General features: G+C 27.2%; 18 protein-coding genes. 14 read left to right on the top strand and 4 right to left on the bottom strand.

The genetic code is table 11. The features are described 5' to 3' along the window. The first annotated feature begins 81 nt into the window (after positions 1–81). Positions 82–1,128: an acyltransferase gene (locus CLOBL_RS07955; RefSeq protein ID WP_077858530.1), complete on the top strand. Its 1,047-nt coding sequence runs from the start codon at positions 82–84 to the stop codon at positions 1,126–1,128. A 123-nt stretch (positions 1,129–1,251) separates the two neighbouring features. Here the strand turns inward: CLOBL_RS07955 and CLOBL_RS07950 are convergent, their stop codons facing one another. Next, positions 1,252–2,292, bottom strand: a complete 1,041-nt coding sequence (locus CLOBL_RS07950) for a hypothetical protein (protein ID WP_077858529.1) — start codon at positions 2,290–2,292, stop codon at positions 1,252–1,254. 256 nt (positions 2,293–2,548) lie between these two features. Between CLOBL_RS07950 and CLOBL_RS07945 the strand changes: the two genes are divergently transcribed. The 4 genes from CLOBL_RS07945 (at position 2,549) to CLOBL_RS28925 (ending at position 6,984) form a co-directional block, all read left to right on the top strand. Next, positions 2,549–4,090 (top strand): oligosaccharide flippase family protein, encoded by a 1,542-nt coding sequence (locus CLOBL_RS07945; RefSeq protein ID WP_077858528.1) that lies wholly within the window; start codon positions 2,549–2,551, stop codon positions 4,088–4,090. A 20-nt stretch (positions 4,091–4,110) separates the two neighbouring features. Then, entirely contained in the window at positions 4,111–5,118 is a 1,008-nt protein-coding gene (locus tag CLOBL_RS07940) for a glycosyltransferase family A protein (RefSeq protein WP_179117703.1), read from the top strand. A 76-nt stretch (positions 5,119–5,194) separates the two neighbouring features. Continuing rightward, the gene (locus CLOBL_RS07935) at positions 5,195–6,388 is read left to right on the top strand and encodes a Coenzyme F420 hydrogenase/dehydrogenase, beta subunit C-terminal domain (protein ID WP_077858526.1); all 1,194 of its coding nucleotides are present in this window, start codon (positions 5,195–5,197) and stop codon (positions 6,386–6,388) included. After that, a complete protein-coding gene (locus tag CLOBL_RS28925) occupies positions 6,385–6,984 on the top strand; it encodes an acyltransferase (protein ID WP_077858525.1) in 600 nt (199 codons plus the stop codon). Before CLOBL_RS07935 ends, CLOBL_RS28925 begins: the two co-directional genes overlap by 4 nt. A 176-nt stretch (positions 6,985–7,160) precedes the next feature. Here CLOBL_RS28925 and CLOBL_RS07925 read toward each other — a convergent pair whose 3' ends face one another. After that, entirely contained in the window at positions 7,161–8,192 is a 1,032-nt protein-coding gene (locus tag CLOBL_RS07925; protein ID WP_077858524.1) for an LCP family protein, read from the bottom strand. A 238-nt stretch (positions 8,193–8,430) separates the two neighbouring features. Between CLOBL_RS07925 and CLOBL_RS07920 the strand changes: the two genes are divergently transcribed. The 3 genes from CLOBL_RS07920 (at position 8,431) to CLOBL_RS07910 (ending at position 12,793) form a co-directional block, all read left to right on the top strand. Next, the gene (locus tag CLOBL_RS07920) at positions 8,431–9,726 is read left to right on the top strand and encodes a homoserine dehydrogenase (RefSeq protein ID WP_077858523.1); all 1,296 of its coding nucleotides are present in this window, start codon (positions 8,431–8,433) and stop codon (positions 9,724–9,726) included. A 293-nt stretch (positions 9,727–10,019) separates the two neighbouring features. Then, positions 10,020–11,843 carry an ATP-binding protein gene (locus tag CLOBL_RS07915; protein ID WP_077858522.1) on the top strand — a complete coding sequence of 608 codons (1,824 nt, stop codon included), beginning with the start codon at positions 10,020–10,022 and terminating at the stop codon, positions 11,841–11,843. A gap of 794 nt (positions 11,844–12,637) precedes the next feature. Beyond that, a complete protein-coding gene (locus CLOBL_RS07910; protein ID WP_008420855.1) occupies positions 12,638–12,793 on the top strand; it encodes a zinc-ribbon domain-containing protein in 156 nt (51 codons plus the stop codon). A gap of 231 nt (positions 12,794–13,024) precedes the next feature. Here the strand turns inward: CLOBL_RS07910 and CLOBL_RS07905 are convergent, their stop codons facing one another. Then, positions 13,025–13,513: a CarD family transcriptional regulator gene (locus tag CLOBL_RS07905; protein WP_242953800.1), complete on the bottom strand. Its 489-nt coding sequence runs from the start codon at positions 13,511–13,513 to the stop codon at positions 13,025–13,027. Between the two features lie 334 nt (positions 13,514–13,847). Here CLOBL_RS07905 and CLOBL_RS07900 point away from each other — a divergent pair, with 334 nt between their 5' ends. The 3 genes from CLOBL_RS07900 (at position 13,848) to pepT (ending at position 16,906) form a co-directional block, all read left to right on the top strand. Then, the gene (locus CLOBL_RS07900) at positions 13,848–14,642 is read left to right on the top strand and encodes a hypothetical protein (protein ID WP_077858521.1); all 795 of its coding nucleotides are present in this window, start codon (positions 13,848–13,850) and stop codon (positions 14,640–14,642) included. Positions 14,643–14,954: 312 nt separating this feature from the next. Then, positions 14,955–15,575 carry a uridine kinase gene (gene udk / locus CLOBL_RS07895; RefSeq protein WP_009170009.1) on the top strand — a complete coding sequence of 207 codons (621 nt, stop codon included), beginning with the start codon at positions 14,955–14,957 and terminating at the stop codon, positions 15,573–15,575. Positions 15,576–15,688: 113 nt separating this feature from the next. After that, positions 15,689–16,906 carry a peptidase T gene (gene pepT / locus CLOBL_RS07890; RefSeq protein ID WP_077858520.1) on the top strand — a complete coding sequence of 406 codons (1,218 nt, stop codon included), beginning with the start codon at positions 15,689–15,691 and terminating at the stop codon, positions 16,904–16,906. 148 nt (positions 16,907–17,054) lie between these two features. Here pepT and CLOBL_RS07885 read toward each other — a convergent pair whose 3' ends face one another. Continuing rightward, positions 17,055–17,246 carry a hypothetical protein gene (locus tag CLOBL_RS07885; RefSeq protein WP_242953799.1) on the bottom strand — a complete coding sequence of 64 codons (192 nt, stop codon included), beginning with the start codon at positions 17,244–17,246 and terminating at the stop codon, positions 17,055–17,057. Between the two features lie 292 nt (positions 17,247–17,538). Here CLOBL_RS07885 and CLOBL_RS07880 point away from each other — a divergent pair, with 292 nt between their 5' ends. From CLOBL_RS07880 to CLOBL_RS07870, 3 genes are all read left to right on the top strand, one after another. Then, complete coding sequence (locus CLOBL_RS07880) at positions 17,539–19,296, top strand: helicase-related protein (protein ID WP_077858518.1); 1,758 nt, start codon at positions 17,539–17,541, stop codon at positions 19,294–19,296. 338 nt (positions 19,297–19,634) lie between these two features. After that, the gene (locus tag CLOBL_RS07875) at positions 19,635–20,318 is read left to right on the top strand and encodes an ABC transporter ATP-binding protein (RefSeq protein WP_143323849.1); all 684 of its coding nucleotides are present in this window, start codon (positions 19,635–19,637) and stop codon (positions 20,316–20,318) included. Positions 20,319–20,698: 380 nt separating this feature from the next. Then, positions 20,699–21,790 (top strand): ribose-phosphate pyrophosphokinase, encoded by a 1,092-nt coding sequence (locus CLOBL_RS07870; protein ID WP_077858517.1) that lies wholly within the window; start codon positions 20,699–20,701, stop codon positions 21,788–21,790. Positions 21,791–21,810 lie beyond the last annotated feature (20 nt).

The raw sequence follows: 21,810 nt of genomic DNA, 5'->3' as shown, positions 1-21,810 counted from the left end.
AATATTTTATATCATTTTGAATTTCGAAGTGTATTAAGAATTTTGAAAACTGTGGTACGGATATGAAGGGGAGGATAATTAGTGCTTAAAAATTATAATTATAAATTAATTAGCATATATCGCACTCAACTAATGGGAATTGCGATTTTGTTTGTTGTATTTTATCATTCAACTAATGACATATCATCAATACCTATTTTATCTATAATAAGAAAAATTAGTATTGGATCAGTGGATTTATTTTTAATGCTATCTGGATTAGGATTATATTATTCAAATCAAAGATGTAGAAATACGTTACATTTTTATAAGAAACGATTATTAAGAATTATACCAATATATTTGCCAGTAGTATTTATGATGGGGATATTTTATTTGGTAATTGGGAAAATGTCAATAAGTGAATTAATTATGAATTTAACTACATTAAGTTTTTGGTTTGATACAAGAAATCGATTTGATTGGTTCATACCAGCTATTATAATGTTATATTTCATGACACCAATATTTTTATATTTTTTCAAACATAAAAATAAGTATATTACAACAGGTATTGCCATTAGCTGTGCAATACTGCTAAGTGTGATGATTAGTTCTTCACCAATGCAATATTTGTTGATTTTCACCACAAGAATTCCAATATTCCTAATTGGAATTTTAGTGGGGTATTGGATTAACATAGGTAAAGAGTGTAATAGAGCATCTATAATATTAAGTTTTTCTGGTTTAATTCTAGGATTAATTATTATTTTTATAACTTCAATTTATTTAAAGGAGTATGGAGCGAGTTATGGATTATGGTGGTATCCGTTTATGCTGATAACATTACCTGTATGTATGGGTACAACAATTATTTTGCAGTATATTATAAACTTAAAAGTGTTAAAGTTAACATTTTTAACGTTTTTAGGAACACATAGCTTTGAAATATATTTATTTCATGAAAGGATTTTAGATTTAGCGAATAATCTATCTAAGTATCTACATTTAGTTAGATACAAATTGTTATTTCATTTAATATGCTTTATAACTACATTAATCATGGCATATATATGGAAGAAAATTATTAGTTATTTCTTAAGAATAGGTAGGAATAAATTAAAAAATTTATCTATAGAAACTGTATAATGTATATTAACTAGGTATTTAGAGCTGCAACAATTTTGTAAGGAATAGATTAAAGTTTATACTTTAAATGGCAAGCAGTTAATAGCGAACAATGTAACTCACTATTAACTGCTTACTTTTAAATTATATTGATTTATTTGCAGAAGACGTACCATCGAATACTTTTAATTTAAAAAAGCTACGGCCTTTTAGCAGACCTAACGATGACTTGAACTCATTTTCTGCCGTAAAATATATTCTGATTTCATCATCTACTTTAAGCACACAGCTTCTATATAAATTACAACTATAGAATTCATTTATTGATATTTTAGATGGATGTAATAATTCTTTTACAAATTTGAAGTTAATACCATCAATACTTTCATAATAATTAATGCCACGGTGTCCTGTATTGTTAGTATAGTTAATTAAGTGATATTTATTATCGAAATAATTAACATCAATATGCCATGGATCTATATAACTGCACATAGTTATTAAGGTTCTATTGAACCATATCTTTCCGTCATTGCTTTCAGCATATACTATATTTCTATTACAAATAGTTGGAAGAGAATCTACAAACCACATTCTATATATTTGTTTTTTATTATCCCAAATAATAGATGGACTTCGAATCATATTCCCAATCGTATTATTTGAATCTTGAAGATCTATCATAATTTCTCTGTCACTCCAATTTAAACCGTCATAACTTGTTTTCTTTATGACAATAGTAGGATATTGTAATCTTTTATCAGAATTATTAATATTCATATGAGTTATTCGATACCAACATTCTAATATATTGATATCTTTTTTATATACTAAATGGGGATCAGAAAGGAAATCTCCATTTTTAATTTCTTTAGGAGTAAGATCATCTATTGGATTTACTTTGGAATCTGTATGCCATTTTATGCCATCATTTGACCAATATATGCATGGACATTCCCAGCGATCTCTATAGGGCAATCCGCCTATAGGGTATGGTGTTTGAACCATCCAATATTTGTAGTTATTAAATTTATCTTTAAAATATAAAACCGAAGGGTGGTAAGGTTGATTATATCCACTAAAATCATTTATCATTAACGGTTTTTTAGAAAGTTTTTTTATAAAGGATAAATTTAAGATGAAGTATCTAATTTGCTTTAATATACTTTTTATCATTTTTTTCATTATGATTTTCTCCTATCTTTAATTTTAAATACAAACTCATGGACTTTTTCTTTTTTAGTTTCATCAAATACATAATATTTTTGTATCAATAATAATAAAAGTATATGTGTGATTTGATTAAATATGTAAAATTAAACCAATGTGGTTAAAAGTATTTTGGTATTATTCACATAAGTGTGAGAATACAATATAAGTATAAAATGAACACTTTTGATGTTATTAATAATTATTAGGTATTCATTTAGGAGGGAAAATTGTGTCAAGAACAGAATATGCAGCAAAAAATTTTATTTGGGCAACAATTAGTACTATATTATCTACTGCTTTAGGATTTATATCACGAACTATTTTTATTTACATATTGGGAACAACATATCTTGGAGTAAATGGACTATTTATAAATATATTATCTATGTTATCACTAACGGAATTAGGCATTGGTGAAGCAATAAACTTTAGTCTGTATAAACCACTTGCAGATAAAGATGAAAAAAAGTTATGTGGTCTTATGATGTTTTATAGAAATTCATACAGGGTGATTGCGCTAGTTGTTGCCACATTAGGAATTTCTATATTTCCTTTTTTAAATATTTTAATAAAAAATGACAATGGAATAGCTCATATTCATCTTATTTATTTAATATTTCTATTTAATACAGTAACATCCTATTTATTATCATATAAGGCAACATTGTTAGCAGCTGATCAAAAATCATATTTATTAACTAATATTAATATGGTAACTAGTGTTATTACATTAATTGTTCAAATGGTTATATTATTAGGTTTTAGAAATTATATTTTATATTTAATTTCAGCATCTATTATTGGATTATTGAAAAACTTTTATATTAATAATTATATTAACAACAGATACACATATTTGCTGGAGAAAAAATGTAAAAGACTGTCTAAAAAGGAAACTTTAAATATAATAAGTAAAGTTAAAGCCATGATGTTTCATAAGGTTGGAGATGTGTGCATATATCAAACAGATAATATTATAACATCTGTATTTATTAATATTACTACTGTTGGATTAGTTTCTAACTTTACCATGATTATTGATATGATTAATAGGTTTGTCATGGGATTTTTTAATGCTGCAAGTGCGGGATTAGGAAATTTAATAGCAACTGAAGAAGAAAAAAAAAGATTAGATGTGTTTAACAAGTATGATTTTTTTGCATTTTGGTTCTTTGGATGGACAAGTATATGCTTATATTTTTTGCTAACCCCTTTTATAACAATTTGGATTGGTTCTGATAAGCTAATTGATAATATAACAGTTGCACTATTATGTATAAATTATTATTTAACCGGTATGAGAGTTCCATTAGCTAATGTTAAGTCAGCAGCAGGAGTATTTGAGCAGGATAAATGGGCTCCAATCATTCAATCTATTCTTAATTTACTAGTATCAATAGCAGGAGCAGTAAAGTTAGGCCTTCCTGGTATTTATATAGGGACACTTATAAGTAGTTTAGTGCCTAATATATATCGTCCCATAATAGTATATAAACTCATTTTTAAAACAAGCAGTATGGATTATTTTAAGCTATATATAAAGAGGATATTTTCAATTATGATTTGTGTATGCATGATTAAGCTTATAATTAATCAAGTATTTATAAATATGAATGTTTTGTTTTATTTAATAAGTACATCTGTTATTTGTTTGTTGCTGCCTAATATATTACTTATAATTTTTTTTAGAAAAACGCAAGAATTTCAATATGCAATATATGTAAAGACAAAATTATTAAATAAAATTATAAGAAAGTTGATAATTAATTAATAGGAAGGAATATGATGACTATGAGCGAAAAGTTGGTTTCAATAATAACACCATGCTATAATGGTGAAAAATTTATACGTAGATATCTTAATTCAGTATTAGAACAAACATATTCTAATATCGAATTTATTTTTATAAATGATGGATCTACAGATAAAACAGAAGAAATAGTCTTTAGTTACACAGATAGCTTTAAGAAAAAGGGAATTAATTTCATATATATATATCAAAAAAATAGTGGACAGTCATCTGCAATAAATAAGGGATTAAAAATTTTCAAAGGAGATTATTTAACCTGGCCAGATTCAGATGATATATTAGATAAAAATAATATTAAGCATAAAGTAGAATATTTAGAAAAGCATCTTGATGTAGATATATTAATTTGTAAAACACGTATGCTTGATTCAGAAGATCTATCTAAAGAAATAGGTATGTATTCTAGAATTCCACCTAAAGAGAATGATAATCTATTTATGGATTTGATTTTAGAAAAGAACGTTTATTTTGCTCCAGGTGCATATATGCTTAGAAGCAATACTTTTCTAAATTTGAATCCACAAAGACACATATACGATGAATGGGCAGGACAGAATTATCAATTACTATTACCTATATCATATTATGGTAAATGTGGTTATTTAGATGAGTATTTATATTATTATTTAGTAAGAAGCGATAGCCATTCAAGAAAGGATACTGAATTTGAAAAGCTATTGTCTACTATATATGCTCACGAAAAATTATTAAAAACAGTAGTAAAAGAATTGAATTTAAAAGAGGAAAAACAATTATTTCAAATTATAGAACTGAAGTATATACAGCGTAGATTGGATTTAGCTTATAAATTTAAGAATAAACGTATTGGAAAAGAACAGTATGATGCGTTAAAGAAATATAATTCGTTATCTCTAAAAGACAAAATAATGTATCACCGAATTAATTTTAAAATACTAGATATCTCATTGAAATCAACAATGAGAGTTCTAAGGAGTTTACTAGGAAAAGATTATTATATACTGAAGTAATGATTATGAATAATTTTAATAAATAAAATATCTAAGTATAAATACTATTATGTAGTCCTTTAAGGATGGTGGATTTATGAAAGAAAATGTCAATGAACTTATATCAGATATAGAATGTTGCGGTTGTTATACTTGTAAGTTGGCATGTCCGGTTAATGCCATAAGAATTGAACCTAATCAAGAAGGATTTGATATGCCAATTGTTGAGGAAACATGCATTCATTGCGGTGCATGTGTAAAGAAATGTCCTGTATTTAATTTTAAGTGTGAAAATAAAGAAAATCCTCAAGTTTATGCAGGATGGTCTAAGGATTCAAATGTTCGCTTGGATAGCACATCAGGAGGAATATTTTCTGAATTAGCTAATGTAATTATGAAAAGTGGTGGATATGTATGTGGAGCGGTTTATGATGAGAAATGGAATGTGAGGCATATTGTTACCAATAATGTTAATGATATCTATTTATTAAGAAGCTCAAAATATGTTCAAAGTAGAATTGAAAATTGTTTTCTTTTAATAAAAGAAAAATTGAAATTAAATAAAGTTGTTATGATTGTAGCTACACCGTGTCAGATAGCAGGACTTTATAATTACCTTGATAAAAAATATGAAAATTTGTATACTGTAGATTTTATTTGTAGAGGCGTAAATTCACCTAAGGTTTTCCGAAAGTTTCTTGATTTACTAGAAGACAAATATAACAGCAAGGTTTCTTATGTAAAATTTAAAAATAAGAGATATGGATGGAATAGATTCTCTACAAAAATAAAATTTGAAAATGGAAAAACTTATATAAAGGATAGATATACGGATAGATTTATGAAAGGATATCTTGAATATAACTGTTTTATGAGAGATTCGTGTCACGATTGTAAGTATAATGGTTTTCCTAGAGTTGCAGATATCACTTTGGCTGACTTTTGGGGTGTGGAAAATTATCTTATAGATATGAGAAGCTCTGATGGAGTTTCAATGATAATGACGAATTCAGTTAAGGGAGAAAGGTTATTAAAACATATTTCTAACAATATTTACAAAGAACAACTAGGTTTGGATAAATTTATAAAAGGTGATCCTACAATGTTAGAAAGCCCTAAAAAGACTAAAAATAGAGAAAAGTTTTTATCTAGATTAGACAATGAGGATTTTGAGCATCTGCTTGATAGCTGTATTCCCAAGAACAGCTTAAAAAAACAAATTAAAATTAACATACTTAATGCATACTATTGTATTAGACTAATAATAAAAAGAAGGATGTATAATAGATGAGATTATTAGATGTTGAGCTTCTAAATACATTGTGGCTTAGAGGAGTTAAGAAACAAAATAAGATAATTTGCTATAAAGGTACGAGGTTAATTCTTAATAAAACAAGCAAAATAAAAGTCGATGAAAAGTTAAAATTAAATTATAATATGATAAAAGATAATGGGCGTACAACTATTTTAAGAATGGATGAAAACTCAGAATTTGTTGTTGGAAATTTTTCGGTATATTATGGCGGAGATATTATTTGCTTTAAAAATTCTAAACTTGAGATAGGGAGTGGTTTTGTAAATTCAAATGTAAAAATAAGGTGTACTGAATCAATAAAAATAGGAGAAGATGTTGCTATTTCACATAATGTAACAATTATGGATTCGGACGCACATGAGATTATAAATGAAGGATACAAAAAAACTAAACCAATTGTTATAGGCAATCATGTTTGGATTGGTAGCGGAGCAATGATTCTAAAAGGGGTTAGGATTGGTGATGGTACAGTAATAGCAGCAGGATCTATTGTGACTCACGATTTTCCTAATAATTGTATAGCAGCAGGAATACCGGCTAAAATAATTAAAAAAGATGTTACCTGGAAATGATCTGGAGAAGTATTAAGTCAGTATTTATAATTACTTTACGACAAATCAAAATTAACTTCATATATAAAATAACGTCTGTGAACAAATATTACAGACGTTATTTCAGTAGTATTATTAGTTATATTAAAGTTTATTAATGTGCTTTGCTGAATATAAAAAATAAAGTATTCTCTATTCTATTCAAATATAAACGAATGTATTTTCTGAGTGGTAGATTCTTCATTAAACACATAATAATAAATCCCATCTATAAGTTTTCCATTTCCATCCTCATCATATGGAAATCTATCTTCCAATAAAGGTTGATTTTTTAGTGAATTCAAATTCTTTATCAGAGAAAAGATTTCAGTTTTTCCTAAATTAGTATTAATAATAGGAAGTATTTCATCTAAAAGTGATGGATATTGAGTTATAGAAATAGCTTTAGATTTCTGTAGCAATTGATTTAGTACGTTTCTATTTCTTTGACTCCTCTCAAAATCTCCGCCGTCTGTATACCTTATTCTACAATAAGCCAAAGCTTGTGTTCCGTCAACTTTTTGAGAACCTGAAGTCGTAATATATGGAGAACTAGTACCGTTCATATTATTTAACTCGTATATATAATAATTTATATATTTTAATTCATCATTAGTTATATCTAATGTAATTCCTCCAATGTCATCAACTATTTTAGGTAATGATGAAAAATTAACGGTAATGAATTTGTCTATGTTTAAATTAAAGTTTTCATTAAGAGTTTCAATTGCAAGTTTAGGTCCACCAAAAGCATAAGCATGGTTGATTTTGTCTTTATTATTTTTAGTAGGGATGGTTACATAAGAATCTCTTACTATAGAGCTTAATTTTAATTCTTTATGCTTGTTATCAATTGTTAAAATCATGATACAATCTGAACGTCCAGCAATTCCTTCAGTTTCATCTATTCCGAATAAAGCTATATTAGTTATGTCAGAACTAGTTTTTTGAACAAAATTCCCTTCATTGCTTGAAGGGGTATCTCCCTGATTAGAAAAAGTTTCGTTAATGTCAATATCGGTTTTATTTATTTTGTTTAGATATGTGTTTAATATAATTATAAATCCTATGCTAATAAAGCAAAGTATTAGGATTATAGAAAGAAAAAGCTTTTTTAAGAACCTTGTTTTATTTCTAGTATCCTTATTAATTTTTCTGTTAAGCTTTAAATAGTTAAATTTTTTAAACACAAAATCACACTCCTAAAGTATGGATATAAAATTATATGCTTCAATTGAAATAAAATGCGATTTGACATAAAAATGTTTTAATTACTTCGTATTACCTTCAAATTATCGATAAGTTCTAAGGTGATTTTTGCCTAAATGTAGAATGAAAAATAAAAAAATATAGCCAAAAATTAATATAGGAATTATAATTAATAGGTATACTATTATTGATAATAGATAGACTTAAGGGGGGCACAAAATGAAAAAAGTAAAAATAGCACTACTAGGATTGGGGAATGTTGGTCGTGGTGTTTGGATGATTTTAAATTCTAATAAAGAAGAAATCATGAAAAGATGTGGATACGAAGTAGAAGTAGCAAAAGTCCTTGTAAGAGATAAGAATAAGCAAAGAGGAGTAGATATTCCAGATGAACTTGTGACTACAAATTTCTATGAGATATTAGAAGATGACAGTATCAAGATTGTTGTGGAAGTAATGGGAGGAATTGAGCCGGCAAGAGGTTATATGCTTAAATGTATGGAGAAGAAGAAGCATATAGTAACTGCAAATAAAATGCTGCTTGCAACTGGTGGAGATGAGCTTTTTGAAAAAGCTGATGATGAAGGAATAATGTTCAGCTATGAAGCAAGTGTAGCTGGAGGTATACCAATAATAAAAGGAATAGATGAAAGTTTAACTGCTAACAAAATAGAAACCTTATATGGAATTGTCAATGGCACAACGAATTATATTTTAAGCAAAATGGAGCTTGAAGGCGCTGATTTTGATGATGTTTTAAAAGAAGCACAAGAAAAAGGCTATGCAGAGGCTGATCCAACATCGGATATAGAAGGATACGATGCACAATATAAATTAGCTATACTTGCATCATTAGCATTTGGATCAAAAATAGATGTAAAAAATGTATATAGAGAAGGCATCACTAAAATTGAAGCTGTTGATATGAAATATGCAAGAGAATTTAAAATGGGAATTAAATTGCTTGCAATTGCAAAAGAAACTGATGGTAAAGTAGAGCTTAGAGTTCATCCAACAATGATTCCTAAGAAGCATCCACTTTCAAATGTTTATGATTCATATAATGCAGTGTTCATACGAGGAAATGCGGTTGGAGACTTAATGTTTTATGGAAGAGGCGCTGGTGATCTTCCAACAGGTAGTGCTGTAGTAAGTGATATTGTTTCTATAGTAAGAAATAATGTTGAAACAGAAAACCCTAATCCTGTAGTAAAGAATAACTTATGGAAAAGAGAAATCCTAGATATGGGTTATGTAGAGAGTAAGTATTATATTAGGGCTACTGTATTAGATGAATCAGGGGTTCTTGGAGAAATAACAGCAATTCTTGGAAAGAACAATGTAAGTATACGTTCGGTAATTCAAAAAGGTGATGAAGAAGATGGGCAAGTAACAATAGTTTTAGTAACTCATAGGACATTTGAAAATTTAATTAATAATGCTATCACAGAAATAAAAAAATTAAAGTCGGTTAATAAAATAGATAATATAATAAGAATAGAGGATTTTAAATAGAAAAAATATTAAATTCTTATTGTAGTAACAAAAAATGAAATAAAAAGTACCAATTTCTATAATCCATTAAGAAATTGGTACTTTATTTTGTGTCAATTTATGTAATAAATTGAATAAAATAATTCTTGTTGAAAATTAAGTTATATTAAGTTGCAATATGTTATAATTGGAATATAAAGGCACAATATTAATGAAATTGCAATTTTTTGATATGATGGGAAATTGTTTTTAATCAATAGGTAGCTATATTTTTGAAAATCCAATTAAAATATATTGAAATGAGGTCATGGCTAATGGAAAATGAGAGATTTCATTTAAATCAAACTAACATAGTTATTGTTAATCAGACTCATAGTAACATCAATGAATTAATTAATATTTTGAAAATACATGGATATGATAATGTGAATATGATTTTTGGATATAGATTAGCAATAGAGAATATAAAAAAAGAGATACCTGATTTGATTCTAATTTATATTGATTCACATGATTTGAGTGTATATGAGTTATGCGAAAATATAAAAAAAAATAATAAACTTAAGGAAGTCCCAATTATCTTTATTAGTGAATATGAGAAGTTAGACAAAAATAAAGTATTTGCTTCAGGGGGAAGTGATTATTTAGTAATTCCATTCAATGAGAGTGAAGTTGTTAAACGTATCGGAATATATCTAAGAGTGAAGTTTATGACTAATCAATTGGAAAAGTACGGGAATAAATCAATATATGATAAATTAATTAATCTGAATGAAGAACTAAAAAGGGAAAATAAGAAATTGGAAAGAAATGTTCTAGAAAAGAAGCAACAATTAGAAGATATTACATTGGAATTGAAGAAATTCAATGTATTGTTAGAAGAAGAAATTAATGAGAGAACAAAAGTGGAAGAAGCTCTAAAAGAAAATGAGAAACAATTTCGTTATTCTATAGAAGGAGCACCAGTTCCGATAATGCTGTATGATGAAGAGGGAGGGATAAAGAAAATTAACAAGGCCTGGACGAATATTACAGGGTATACAATTGATGATATGACGGTAATATCAAAATGGATAAATGTATCAGATATATTTAAAACTAATTTATTTTGTACAGATATGGCTGATTTAAAAACTGGAGAAGATAAGGGGAAATTTTTTGTAAAAACTAAAGAGGGAGATATACGCATATGGAATTTTTATTTAGCGTGTATAGGAGAATTTCGGAATGGATACAAGTTGTTTATAATGATTGCTATAGATATAACTGAAAGAACACATATGGATGAACTTGAAAAAAGCGTTAAAGAAGAAAGACAAAAAATATATGAGCTTAAAGAGTATGATAAAATTAGAACGGAATTTTTTTCTAATATATCTCATGAATTAAGAACTCCAATTAATGTAATTTTTTCAGCGTTGCAAATGTTTGAATTGAGTTTAAGGAATTATGAATTAAAAAGTAAAAATGTGAATAAAACAAAATATATTAAAATAATGAAGCAAAACTGTTATCGAATTTTAAGGCTTATAAATAATTTAATAGATATAACTAAAATAGACTCTGGATATTTTGATATTAGCAAACAGAATGTCAATATAGTTAGCATTGTAGAAGATATAACTTTATCTGTTGCAGATTACATTGAAAATAAAGGAATATCTCTTATTTTTGATACGGACACAGAAGAAAAAGTTATTGCTTGTGATCCTGAAAAAATGGAAAGGGTTATTTTGAATCTATTATCAAATGCTGTAAAGTTTACTTCTACTGGTGGAGAAATTACTGTTAACATTGAAGATTGTTTTGAAAATATATGTATTAGAGTAAAGGATACTGGAAGGGGTATTCCAAAGGAAAAATTAAATTCAATCTTTGAGCGCTTTGTGCAGGTAGATAAATCTCTTACAAGAGATCATGAAGGAAGTGGAATAGGTCTTTCACTAGTAAAGTCATTGGTAGAATTGCATGGAGGAACTATTTCAGTAGAAAGTAATGTTAAACAAGGAACTGAATTTACTATAAGCATTCCATGTGAATTAGTGGATGAGCCCGAGAAAGAATCTTTGTTTAATGATTCGGTAAATAAAAGTTATGTTGAAAAAATTAATATAGAATTTTCGGATATATACAATTAAGAAGACTTCGCCTGAAGTAATAGAGCTAAAATATTAACTTTTAATAAGTATAGTAAAAATTAAGAGTTAATATAATAAAGTAAAAAATGATTATACTTTCATTTTTTAAAAGTTTTAAGTAATTGTTGAATGTGCATTAAACATTTGATATCATATTAATATGTTTAAGAGCAGAGATGATGAGGTCTCAAAGATTTATTAAGGCCTTATTATCTCATTTTTTATTTTAAAATAAATGATTTTTTGTACTAAGACTAAGCCCCCAAAAGGATTATTTCAAGTTGCGAAGATGGCTTTGCCATTGCTGTCTCAAGCATCTATGTAATGTAGTTTCCACATTTAAATGCTATATTATTATGAAATATTACCTTTTAATAATATATGAACCTCTGTATTTAAATAGCTTCAAAATACAGAGGTTTTTCATATATTTTAAATTTAAGTTTAAAGAATAGGTATTTATATATTAAATTATAATGTTAAAACTTTTCTTGTTTCGATCAGAAATTTTTGAGACACTGTATAGAATATAACTGAGACTAGAGCAGATATTGAATTTAACAAGAGTGTAGATAATGCAAGCTCATTTTATGTTTTATTCTTTTGAAATTTAGAAAATTAAGGGAAATAATTGAGAAAAATAGCTAAAGTTTTATGTTGTATTTTAAAAGCGTGTGTGTTATACTTAAGGAGTTCCATGAGGAACGAAATATATAAAAGATTTAATTATATTAAAATTTCTCCTTATGAGAAAATATTAGTTAACTAAGTCTTTGAATTTGGAGGAATTGAAAATGGAAGATAAAACATTAGTATGTAAAGATTGTGGAAAAGAATTTGTATTCACAGTTGGAGAACAAGAATTCTACAAAGAAAAAGGTTTTGAAAATGAACCAGTAAGATGTGCTGATTGTAGAAGAGCTAGAAAGCAACAAAACAACAGAAGATAGTTTCTGTTTTAAGATTAAGTCATAAGAGTTTACTCTTATGGCTTTTTTAATTTTATAATCATTTTTTGAAAGAGTGAATGTTTTAAAGTAGTAAAAATATATAGTGAGTTTCTTATATGAGATATAAGAAAAAAGCTGGGATATTAAGCTATCTAATAATATAAAATTAATATCATTAGGCAGCTTAAGTTTAAGTTAAGAAAAATGGTAATTTAAGATCTATGAAATCAATTAATTGAAACTTAATTTAAGAAAATCTGTGGCTTCGCTTTGAGTAATATTTTTAATTTGAGAGACCTCTTCAACTAAGAATTTATGAGCAGTATTATATAGCTGCTTTTCACTTGTATTTAATGTTTTCTCTTTATTCATGAGTATTAAATCATAGACTACTTCAGCGCTATCTTTAAGTGAACCAGATTTGATTTTATCCATATTAATCTTATATCTTTCTTTTGTAGGTACACTTTTTAATTCACAATTATTATTAGTAAGATTAAACAATACATTCTCTAAGGTAGAACTATCACTAATTTTACGTAAATTTGAATTTGATATTCTATCAGTAGGAATCATTATTTCAAGATTGTTTGATAGAATTTTAACTATTGTGTACTCTTTACCCTTACCAGAAAACATTTTATTTTCTATCCTCTCAATTACACCAATACCCTGCATTGGATAAACGACTTTTTCTCCAATTGAAAACAAAATATCCACCTCCTTATATGTAATACTTAAAGTATATCATATAAAAGTATTAAAGTAAAAAATTTTAATATATCATATGATTTTAGAGATGTCAATGAGACTTTCAGAAATTAATATAAATTTCTGAAAGTAATGTAAATTATGTCAAGATAAATAATTAAGAAAATGTTGCAATGAAAATAGACATATTTTGAATTGATACGATAAAGAAATAAAGAATAATTAAAAGAACTTTAAGAAAAAATGAAAAAAAACATAAATATTTAAATCATATAAGAGCTTGATAATAAATAATATGTGATGTAAAATTAAGGAAATAATTACAATAATAGGAGGAGGGCGTATGATAAGACATAAAAATAGATTTGTTAAAAGTGATAGAAAGATAAATCAAAAAAATAAGAAATTAATGATAGATACAATCTTTTCTTACAATCCTATGTTAATCAAAGGAATTGAGGTATATGAGGATGCGAGTAGAAATTTTACATTTTTAATACTTCTAGGAGTACTATTAATTAATTTTCCATTAGTTTCAGTACCTTGCTGTCTATTATCTATGTTCTTCGTTATAAAAATGCTCAAATTCATAAGATATCGAAGCATAAATAATATAGTAAAAAAATTAGCCAAGGATTTATCTTACAAAGGGATATATGATAAAGATAAAGCCATGGATATGCTTGACGATTTTAAAAATAAATACGGACAAGATGTCTATGAGTATAGAGAATTACTAAATATGATAAATAAATATGAAGCACTAGTAACTAAGATTGAAAGTGTTTTGCAAAATAAAAATATTAAAGAAAAAAAATCCTCTTATAAAGAAAAAAATATTATAAATGATCAAGAACTGAATAATTTGAGTTATGGAGAAATTCAAGAAAAACGACTTGAAGGAAGAAGAATTGATACTTATAGAGAAGGCGTTGACGAAAAGTTATCTGTTCTGTATAAAAATGATTATGGAGAACTAAAAAGGGTTAATAAAGCTATAGAATTTTTTGAAACAGAAAATAATGAATCTTATAGAAAAGAGAATGCAGTTGTATTAAATAACGTAAATAAAGAAAATAAAAATTTGACAGTATATTTATATAAAAAATCTTCAGATTTGCAAAAAAATGCATTGTGATTATAAAGAAATAAAATGATTGAACTAAAGCTCTTATGTAGATTAATATTATTAAGAATATTAAATTACATAAGAGTTGTCTTTTTTTAGGTTTTATAATAAAATTTAATAGGCACTAGATGAGGATTTACTAAAAGATGAAACAGAAATCCTATATTGTGGTTTAGTTCTAAAGTCGTTAATAGTTGATTTTATGAAATCATAAGAGAAATAGATAAATAAAAGCTGGTGGTTAGCGGACAAACTTTTTTTCTTTGACTTTAATTATTAATTGTTAAGTGAAATATATATTAAGTTATTTTGGAGGAAAATATGCAAGATATAATGATAATAGGTATAGCTGGAGGGAGTGGATCAGGAAAAACTACTTTGGCACAAAACATAAAGGAAGTTTTTAATGAGGAAGTAGTAATTCTTTGCCATGATTATTACTACAAATCAAATGAAGGAATTCCTTTTGAAGAAAGAAAAAAACTTAATTATGATCATCCAGATTCTTTTGATACGGATCTTTTAATAGATCAGTTAAAAGAATTGAAGGAAGGGAAAATAATATATCATCCAGTATATTCATTTGTTGAACATACAAGATTAAATCAAACTGTTGAAGTGAAACCAACAAAAGTTATTATAGTTGAAGGAATATTAATATTTGAAAATAAAGAACTTTGTGATTTAATGGATATTAAAGTATTTGTAGATACAGATGGTGATGTACGAATAATAAGAAGATTGTTAAGAGATGTTAAGGAAAGAGGAAGAGATTTAGATTCAGTAATAAATCAATATTTAAGCACAGTAAAACCTATGCATGAGGAATTTGTGGATCCTAGTAAGAAAAGAGCAGATATAATAATTCCAGAGGGTGGGGAAAATACTGTTGCATTAAGCATGCTTTTAGAGAGAATAAGAAATTTTATAAATGGGGATTAAGTACATATAGACTATAGAATTTTAATATAAGAATTAAGTATGATTAGTATGTTTTATAAATGTAAAATATATAGTAAAAATAAATAAATTATTAATTTTAGGAGGAGAATATTATGAAGGCTTATGAACGTTTATTAAAATATGTAAAGGTATATACAACATCGGATGAAAGTTCTGAGACACATCCAACAACAAAAAGGCAATTTGATTTAGCTAACATTCTAGTTGAAGAAATGAAAGATATTGGTCTTGAAGAATGCAGAGTTGATGAGCATAGCTATGTGTATGGAGTAATCCCTGCAACAAAAGGTTATGAGAATAAACCAAGTATAGGTTTAATTGCTCATTTAGATACTGCGCCAGCAGCTTGTGGAGAAAATGTAAAGCCACAAATAATTGAAAATTATGATGGTAATGATATTATTTTAAAAGGAAACAATAGTATATTATCACCTGAAAAGTTTCCTCATTTAAAAAATTTAAAAGGAAGAACTTTAATTACAACAGATGGAACCACACTTTTAGGTGCTGACGATAAAGCTGGTATTGCGGAAATACTAACAGCTTGTGAGACTATTCTAAAAGAAAATATTCCTCATGGGAAAATATGTGTTGGATTTACTCCAGATGAAGAAGTAGGTCTTGGAGCTCATTTATTTGATGTGAAAAACTTTGGTGCAGATTTTGCTTATACAATTGATGGTGGGATAGAAGGTGAGATTTCTTATGAAAACTTCAATGCAGCGGCAGCGACAGTAAATATTCATGGAGTATCAGTTCATCCAGGTTCTGCAAAAAATACAATGATAAATGCAACAAATGTTGGGATTGAATTTAATTCAATGTTACCTGCATGTGAAAGACCAGAACATACAGAAGGATACGAAGGCTTTTATTATTTAGAAAGCTTTAATGGAAGTACAGACCATGCAACTTTAAAGTATATTTTAAGAGATCATAATAGTGAAAAATTCGAAAATAAAAAATCTACTATGTTGTTGGTAGAAAAATTATTAAACGAGAAATATGGTGAAGGAACAGTAAAAGTAAATTTAAAAGATCAATATAAAAACATGCTTGAAAATATAAAACCTTGCATGCATTTAATCGATAATGCAACAGATGCGATGAAAGCTTTAAATGTTACACCACTAATAGAACCAATTCGTGGTGGTACTGATGGAGCAACATTAAGTTATATGGGATTGCCTTGTCCAAATCTTGGCACAGGAGGATTTGCGTATCATGGGGAATTTGAACATATAACAGTTGAAGGTATGGATATTTGTACACAAATTATAATTGAGATTTTAAAGAGATATGCAAAATAATAAATAGTAAGTTAAAATATTATTATCTAAAAGTTAAGCCGCATTATTCAAAAAATTGAATTTGCGGCTTAATTTTTAGATTTTATAAGTATCTTTGATGCAAGTTGCATTGGAGAGTAAAGCTTATTTCATAAGATGGAAGTATCATTTATGAATTTTTTTGCTTGTTTCGAAGGTAGTTTTTGTGTATAGCATCTAAGAAAAAATTTGTAATTTCATCATTAATTATATCGCTGAAGTTAGAAGAAGATTTTGTTTGAGGGGCAGCAATATAAGAAGTATGTTTGTTTTCCTTAATTTTCTTTAGAGAATCAAAATTTAATATCTTTGAATTAGTCATAGTAATATTTCCGCCTTTCTTTATATATAGTTGCTTTTATCAACTTATCGTATATGCATTCGTTATAGCTGTGAAAATAGTAACAATTTATATAAAATTTTATTTAATATATAATATTAGTTATTGTTGTTAAATTTATATTGATGATTAATTATATGAATTAAACTTATGAAATATTACATAATGATTTATAGTTAATATGAGGGTATGGTATAATTTTCTTGTAATTATATAAAATAATAAATAGATTGTTTCTTAACTGTTAATTGGATAAAGAGGGGAGCTTTGATAAATGAAAAATAATGCAGCACAAAGAGAATTTAAGAAATACAAAAGTCAGATAAATCAAATAGCAGAAATAGTAGAACATTCAAAAACAGGAGCTCTTATAGAACATGAAAGTTCAATAAGAAAAAAGCTAAGAAAACTTAAGGAATTAGAAAATCAAAGCTTAAAAGATTTTGAGGAAGTCTATGAGAGGTATGAAGAATTATTAGAAGATGTGTCAAAGAAAATGCTTGATAATTATAATAACAATAATAATACAGAATTTGATTTTTATGAAGTAGTACGTGGAAATTATAATAGTTATTTGAATCAAGGACTAATGACAATACTTACAAAATTACATATACCAAAGCTCGTTGCAAAGGAATTTGAAGAAAATTTTCCAGGGAATCCTAAAGATGAATATCTTAAAGCTAGAGGAATGAAGAGAAAATTCTATATACATCTAGGAGATACCAATACAGGTAAAACTTATAATGCACTACAACGCCTTAAAAAGGCTAAAAAGGGTGTTTATTTATCTCCACTTAGAATTTTAGCCTTAGAAAATTTTGAAAGGCTAAATAAAGAAGGAGTCATTTGTGATTTATTGACTGGAGAAGAGGAAATAGTAAATCCTAGTGCTACTCACACTTCATGTACTATAGAAAAAGTGAACTTAAAAGAGCATTATGACATAGCAGTAATAGATGAAATTCAAATGATTAGTGATCCGTTTCGTGGAATGGCATGGAGTAAGGCAGTACTAGGTCTTAAGTGTGATGAAATACATATATGTGGAGCTGCTAATGCAAGATTTATATTAGAAACGATAATAAAGGACTGTAAGGATGATTACGAAATAAAGGAATACACACGAGCTATACCTTTAGAAATTGAATATAAGAATTTTAGTTACAATGATGCTGTGGAGGGAGATGCTATTGTAGTATTTTCTAAAAAAAGAGTGTTAGAAATAGCTCAGGAATATTCAAGCAGAGGTATTAGAACAAGTGTGATTTATGGAGATCTGCCGCCTGAAGTTAGAAAAATGCAGTATGAGCAGTTTATAAACAAAGAAAATAAAATACTAGTAACTACTGATGCAATTGGAATGGGAGTAAATTTACCAATTAGAAGAATAATTTTTATGAGCATAAGAAAATTTGATGGAGAAGAAGTACGGGAATTAACATCTCAGGAAGTAAAGCAGGTTGGAGGACGTGCAGGAAGAATTGGAATTTATGATGTAGGATACATTGCTAGTGTTGGAGGCAATGCGGATGTAATCAAAGCTAAACTTGAAACAGAAGATGAAATTATAAAGCAAGCAGTTATAGGTCCATCAGAAGCCATACTTAAGATTAGAAGTCTGCCTTTAAATGAAAAGCTTGCACTTTGGAGCACTAGAGAGGAGAAATTGGATTACTATAAAAAGATGGATATTAGCGAATATCTTATAATCCTAGATAGAGTAAAGAAATATAAGCTTAGGGAAGAGGTTCAATGGGACTTATTAAAAGTTCCGTTTGATGTAAGCAGAGATGAGTTAATGGATGCATTTTTAAATTATGTAGATGAGCTGTTTATAAATAAGCAGGAAGAATTATTTAAGCCAGAGTGCTTTAAAGGAGGTTTGGACGATTTAGAAATATACTACCAAAAGGTAAACATGTATTATTCATTTTCTAAGATATTTAATTTAAAGTTTGATGCAAAGTGGGTTTATGATGAAAGAATAAGAATAAGTGAAGATATAAATGACATACTATTAAGAATTTAAAAATTTTAAGAAATATAAATACTGATAAGTGTTTTGGCTAATAATTATAATAAATTATTTCAAATTAAGAATTATAAACAACTATTGATACTAGAAATCAATATGTTGTTTTTTTATTTACACCAATGAAAATATTTACATTGAATTGATACTTATAAGATGATAATATAAAGGAAAGAAAAGGAAAACGGGATATAAAATTAGCGACCTAATATATTTTTACAGCTAGTAACAAAATATTGCTAAACTAAGTAATATAAAATTGAAAACTAGTGTATTACATTGGATGAATATAGTGGGATTATTTACTATGTTAATGTGATATGGAGGGGAGTTAATTGGAAAAAGGTATAATAGAAATGGAAGATATCACAAAAAGCTTTTTCATAGGAAAACCTAATCAGTTGGATATTCTAAAAAATATTAATCTCAATGTGAAAAAGGGGGAATTTGTAGCTATTATTGGTGCATCAGGATCTGGAAAGAGTACACTGATGAATATAATAGGAGCTCTTGATAGACAAACTTCAGGAAGATACATTCTGGATGGGATAGATATTAGTCAAATAAGCGACAATAAATTATCTGAAATAAGGAATAAAAAAATAGGATTTGTATTTCAAACCTCAAACTTAATACCTAGGACAGATTCATTAAAAAATGTTGAATTACCAATGCTTTATTATGGATTAGACAGGAAAACAAGAATAGGCAGAGCAAAAGAATTATTAGAACTAGTAGGTATGGAGGATCGATTAAATCATCTTCCAAGCGAATTGTCAGGAGGACAGAAACAAAGAGTTGCAATTGCTAGGGCTCTTGCAAATGATCCAGATATTATACTAGCAGATGAACCAACAGGAGCACTTGATTCTCAAACAGGAAGAATAGTAATGAATATATTTCATAAGATTCATGAAAAACAAGGAAGGACTATAGTGTTAATTACTCATGATAAAGAATTAGCAGATGAAACACAGAGAATAATAACAATAAAAGATGGAAAAATAATAGGTGAATAAGGTAATACCACTAATAACATATACTCTTTAAGTTAAAAATTCATTCCATTATATTAATTATTAGGTGTTATGTTTAGATGTTTTTATGCGTTTTTACATACACCTTATTTTTTATAGGGTTCGTTATATAAGCAATTAGTGTATATTTTATTAATAATTATAGAGATTTATAGTAGCATATTAAGGATAATAATTATATCATTAAGTAATAATTGAAAGAAGATTCATAATTGGAGCTAATATTGTTTATATTATTAAATTTTTTATTAAATTTATAATAAGTATTTATAAACATATAAATTTAAGGTATACTTAATTTGTTTGAGTTTTTTTATAATAATAAGCACTTATACAAAATAATTAAAAAAAGGGGAACGCAAATGAATCAGTTAAATCATGAACTTGGAATAATAGCACTAGAAAGCTGCAAAGAACTAGGTAATGCTATAGACGAGTATATTAGAAAAAGCAGAAATTCTACAGAATCATACTTAATACCAATTGATGAAATTAGATTTTCTAACGGAGAAGGAAAAGTTAAAATTTCAGAAACTGTTAGAGGAAAGGATATTTATATCTTATGTGATGTAGGAAACTACAGCTGTACATATAAAATGTTTGGAATTGAAAATCATAAAGGGCCTGACGAGCATTTTCAAGATATAAAGAGAACTGTTGCCGCAATTAGAGGAAAAGCAGCAAGAATAAGTGTAATAATGCCGCTGCTATATGAATCAAGACAACATAGACGTAAAGGAAGAGAATCTTTAGATTGTGCGTTAGCACTTCAAGAACTTGAAAGATTAGGTGTTGAGGAAATCATTACTTTTGATGTTCACGATCCTAATATTCAAAATGCTGTTCCATTATTGTCTTTTGAAAATATATATCCAACTTATGACATAGTAAAAGGAATACTATCTAATGAAGAGTCATTAGAATTAGATAAAGAAAAATTACTTGTAATAAGTCCAGATACTGGAGCAATGGATAGAGCTATTTATTACTCAAGTGCACTAGGTGTTGATGTTGGTTTATTCTACAAGAGAAGAGATCATTCTACAATAGTTAATGGTAAGAATCCAATCGTTCAACATGAATATATGGGAAGAGATGTTGAAGGGAAAGATGTATTAATTGTTGATGATATGATAGCATCTGGAGAATCAGTTCTTGATATCGCTAAAGAATTAAAGAAGAGAAATGTTAGAAATATATTTGTAGCAGCAACTTTTGCCTTTTTTACAGAAGGATTTGAAAAGTTCAATGAAGCTCATAAAGAAGGATTAATATCAAGAATATATTCTACTAATTTAACATATATACCACAAGATTTAACAGATGTTGAATGGTATAAATCTGTAGATATGTCAGAACTTACAGCTAGAATAATAAATAGATTGAATTATGATAAATCTATTGCAAAATATATGGATGCAACAAGGGTAATACATACTCTATTAAATAAATAAATAAAGTGAATCTAAGTAAG

Origin of the sequence: Clostridium sp. BL-8, from assembly GCF_002006495.1 — a bacterium.
In the GTDB taxonomy this organism is placed as follows: domain Bacteria; phylum Bacillota; class Clostridia; order Clostridiales; family Clostridiaceae; genus Clostridium.
Note: the sequence above shows the minus strand (reverse complement) of the source record. Positions and strands in the feature narration are given on the sequence as shown.

Coding starts and splice junctions, on each gene's coding strand:
- CLOBL_RS28925 (WP_077858525.1), top strand. CDS start 6,385: ATGAGATTATTAGATGTTGAGCTTCTAAATACATTGTGGCTTAGAGGA.
- udk (WP_009170009.1), top strand. CDS start 14,955: ATGCAAGATATAATGATAATAGGTATAGCTGGAGGGAGTGGATCAGGA.
- CLOBL_RS07910 (WP_008420855.1), top strand. CDS start 12,638: ATGGAAGATAAAACATTAGTATGTAAAGATTGTGGAAAAGAATTTGTA.
- CLOBL_RS07920 (WP_077858523.1), top strand. CDS start 8,431: ATGAAAAAAGTAAAAATAGCACTACTAGGATTGGGGAATGTTGGTCGT.
- CLOBL_RS07950 (WP_077858529.1), bottom strand. CDS start 2,292: ATGAAAAAAATGATAAAAAGTATATTAAAGCAAATTAGATACTTCATC.
- CLOBL_RS07870 (WP_077858517.1), top strand. CDS start 20,699: ATGAATCAGTTAAATCATGAACTTGGAATAATAGCACTAGAAAGCTGC.
- CLOBL_RS07885 (WP_242953799.1), bottom strand. CDS start 17,246: ATGACTAATTCAAAGATATTAAATTTTGATTCTCTAAAGAAAATTAAG.
- pepT (WP_077858520.1), top strand. CDS start 15,689: ATGAAGGCTTATGAACGTTTATTAAAATATGTAAAGGTATATACAACA.
- CLOBL_RS07900 (WP_077858521.1), top strand. CDS start 13,848: ATGATAAGACATAAAAATAGATTTGTTAAAAGTGATAGAAAGATAAAT.
- CLOBL_RS07935 (WP_077858526.1), top strand. CDS start 5,195: ATGAAAGAAAATGTCAATGAACTTATATCAGATATAGAATGTTGCGGT.
- CLOBL_RS07940 (WP_179117703.1), top strand. CDS start 4,111: ATGAGCGAAAAGTTGGTTTCAATAATAACACCATGCTATAATGGTGAA.
- CLOBL_RS07915 (WP_077858522.1), top strand. CDS start 10,020: ATGGAAAATGAGAGATTTCATTTAAATCAAACTAACATAGTTATTGTT.
- CLOBL_RS07880 (WP_077858518.1), top strand. CDS start 17,539: ATGAAAAATAATGCAGCACAAAGAGAATTTAAGAAATACAAAAGTCAG.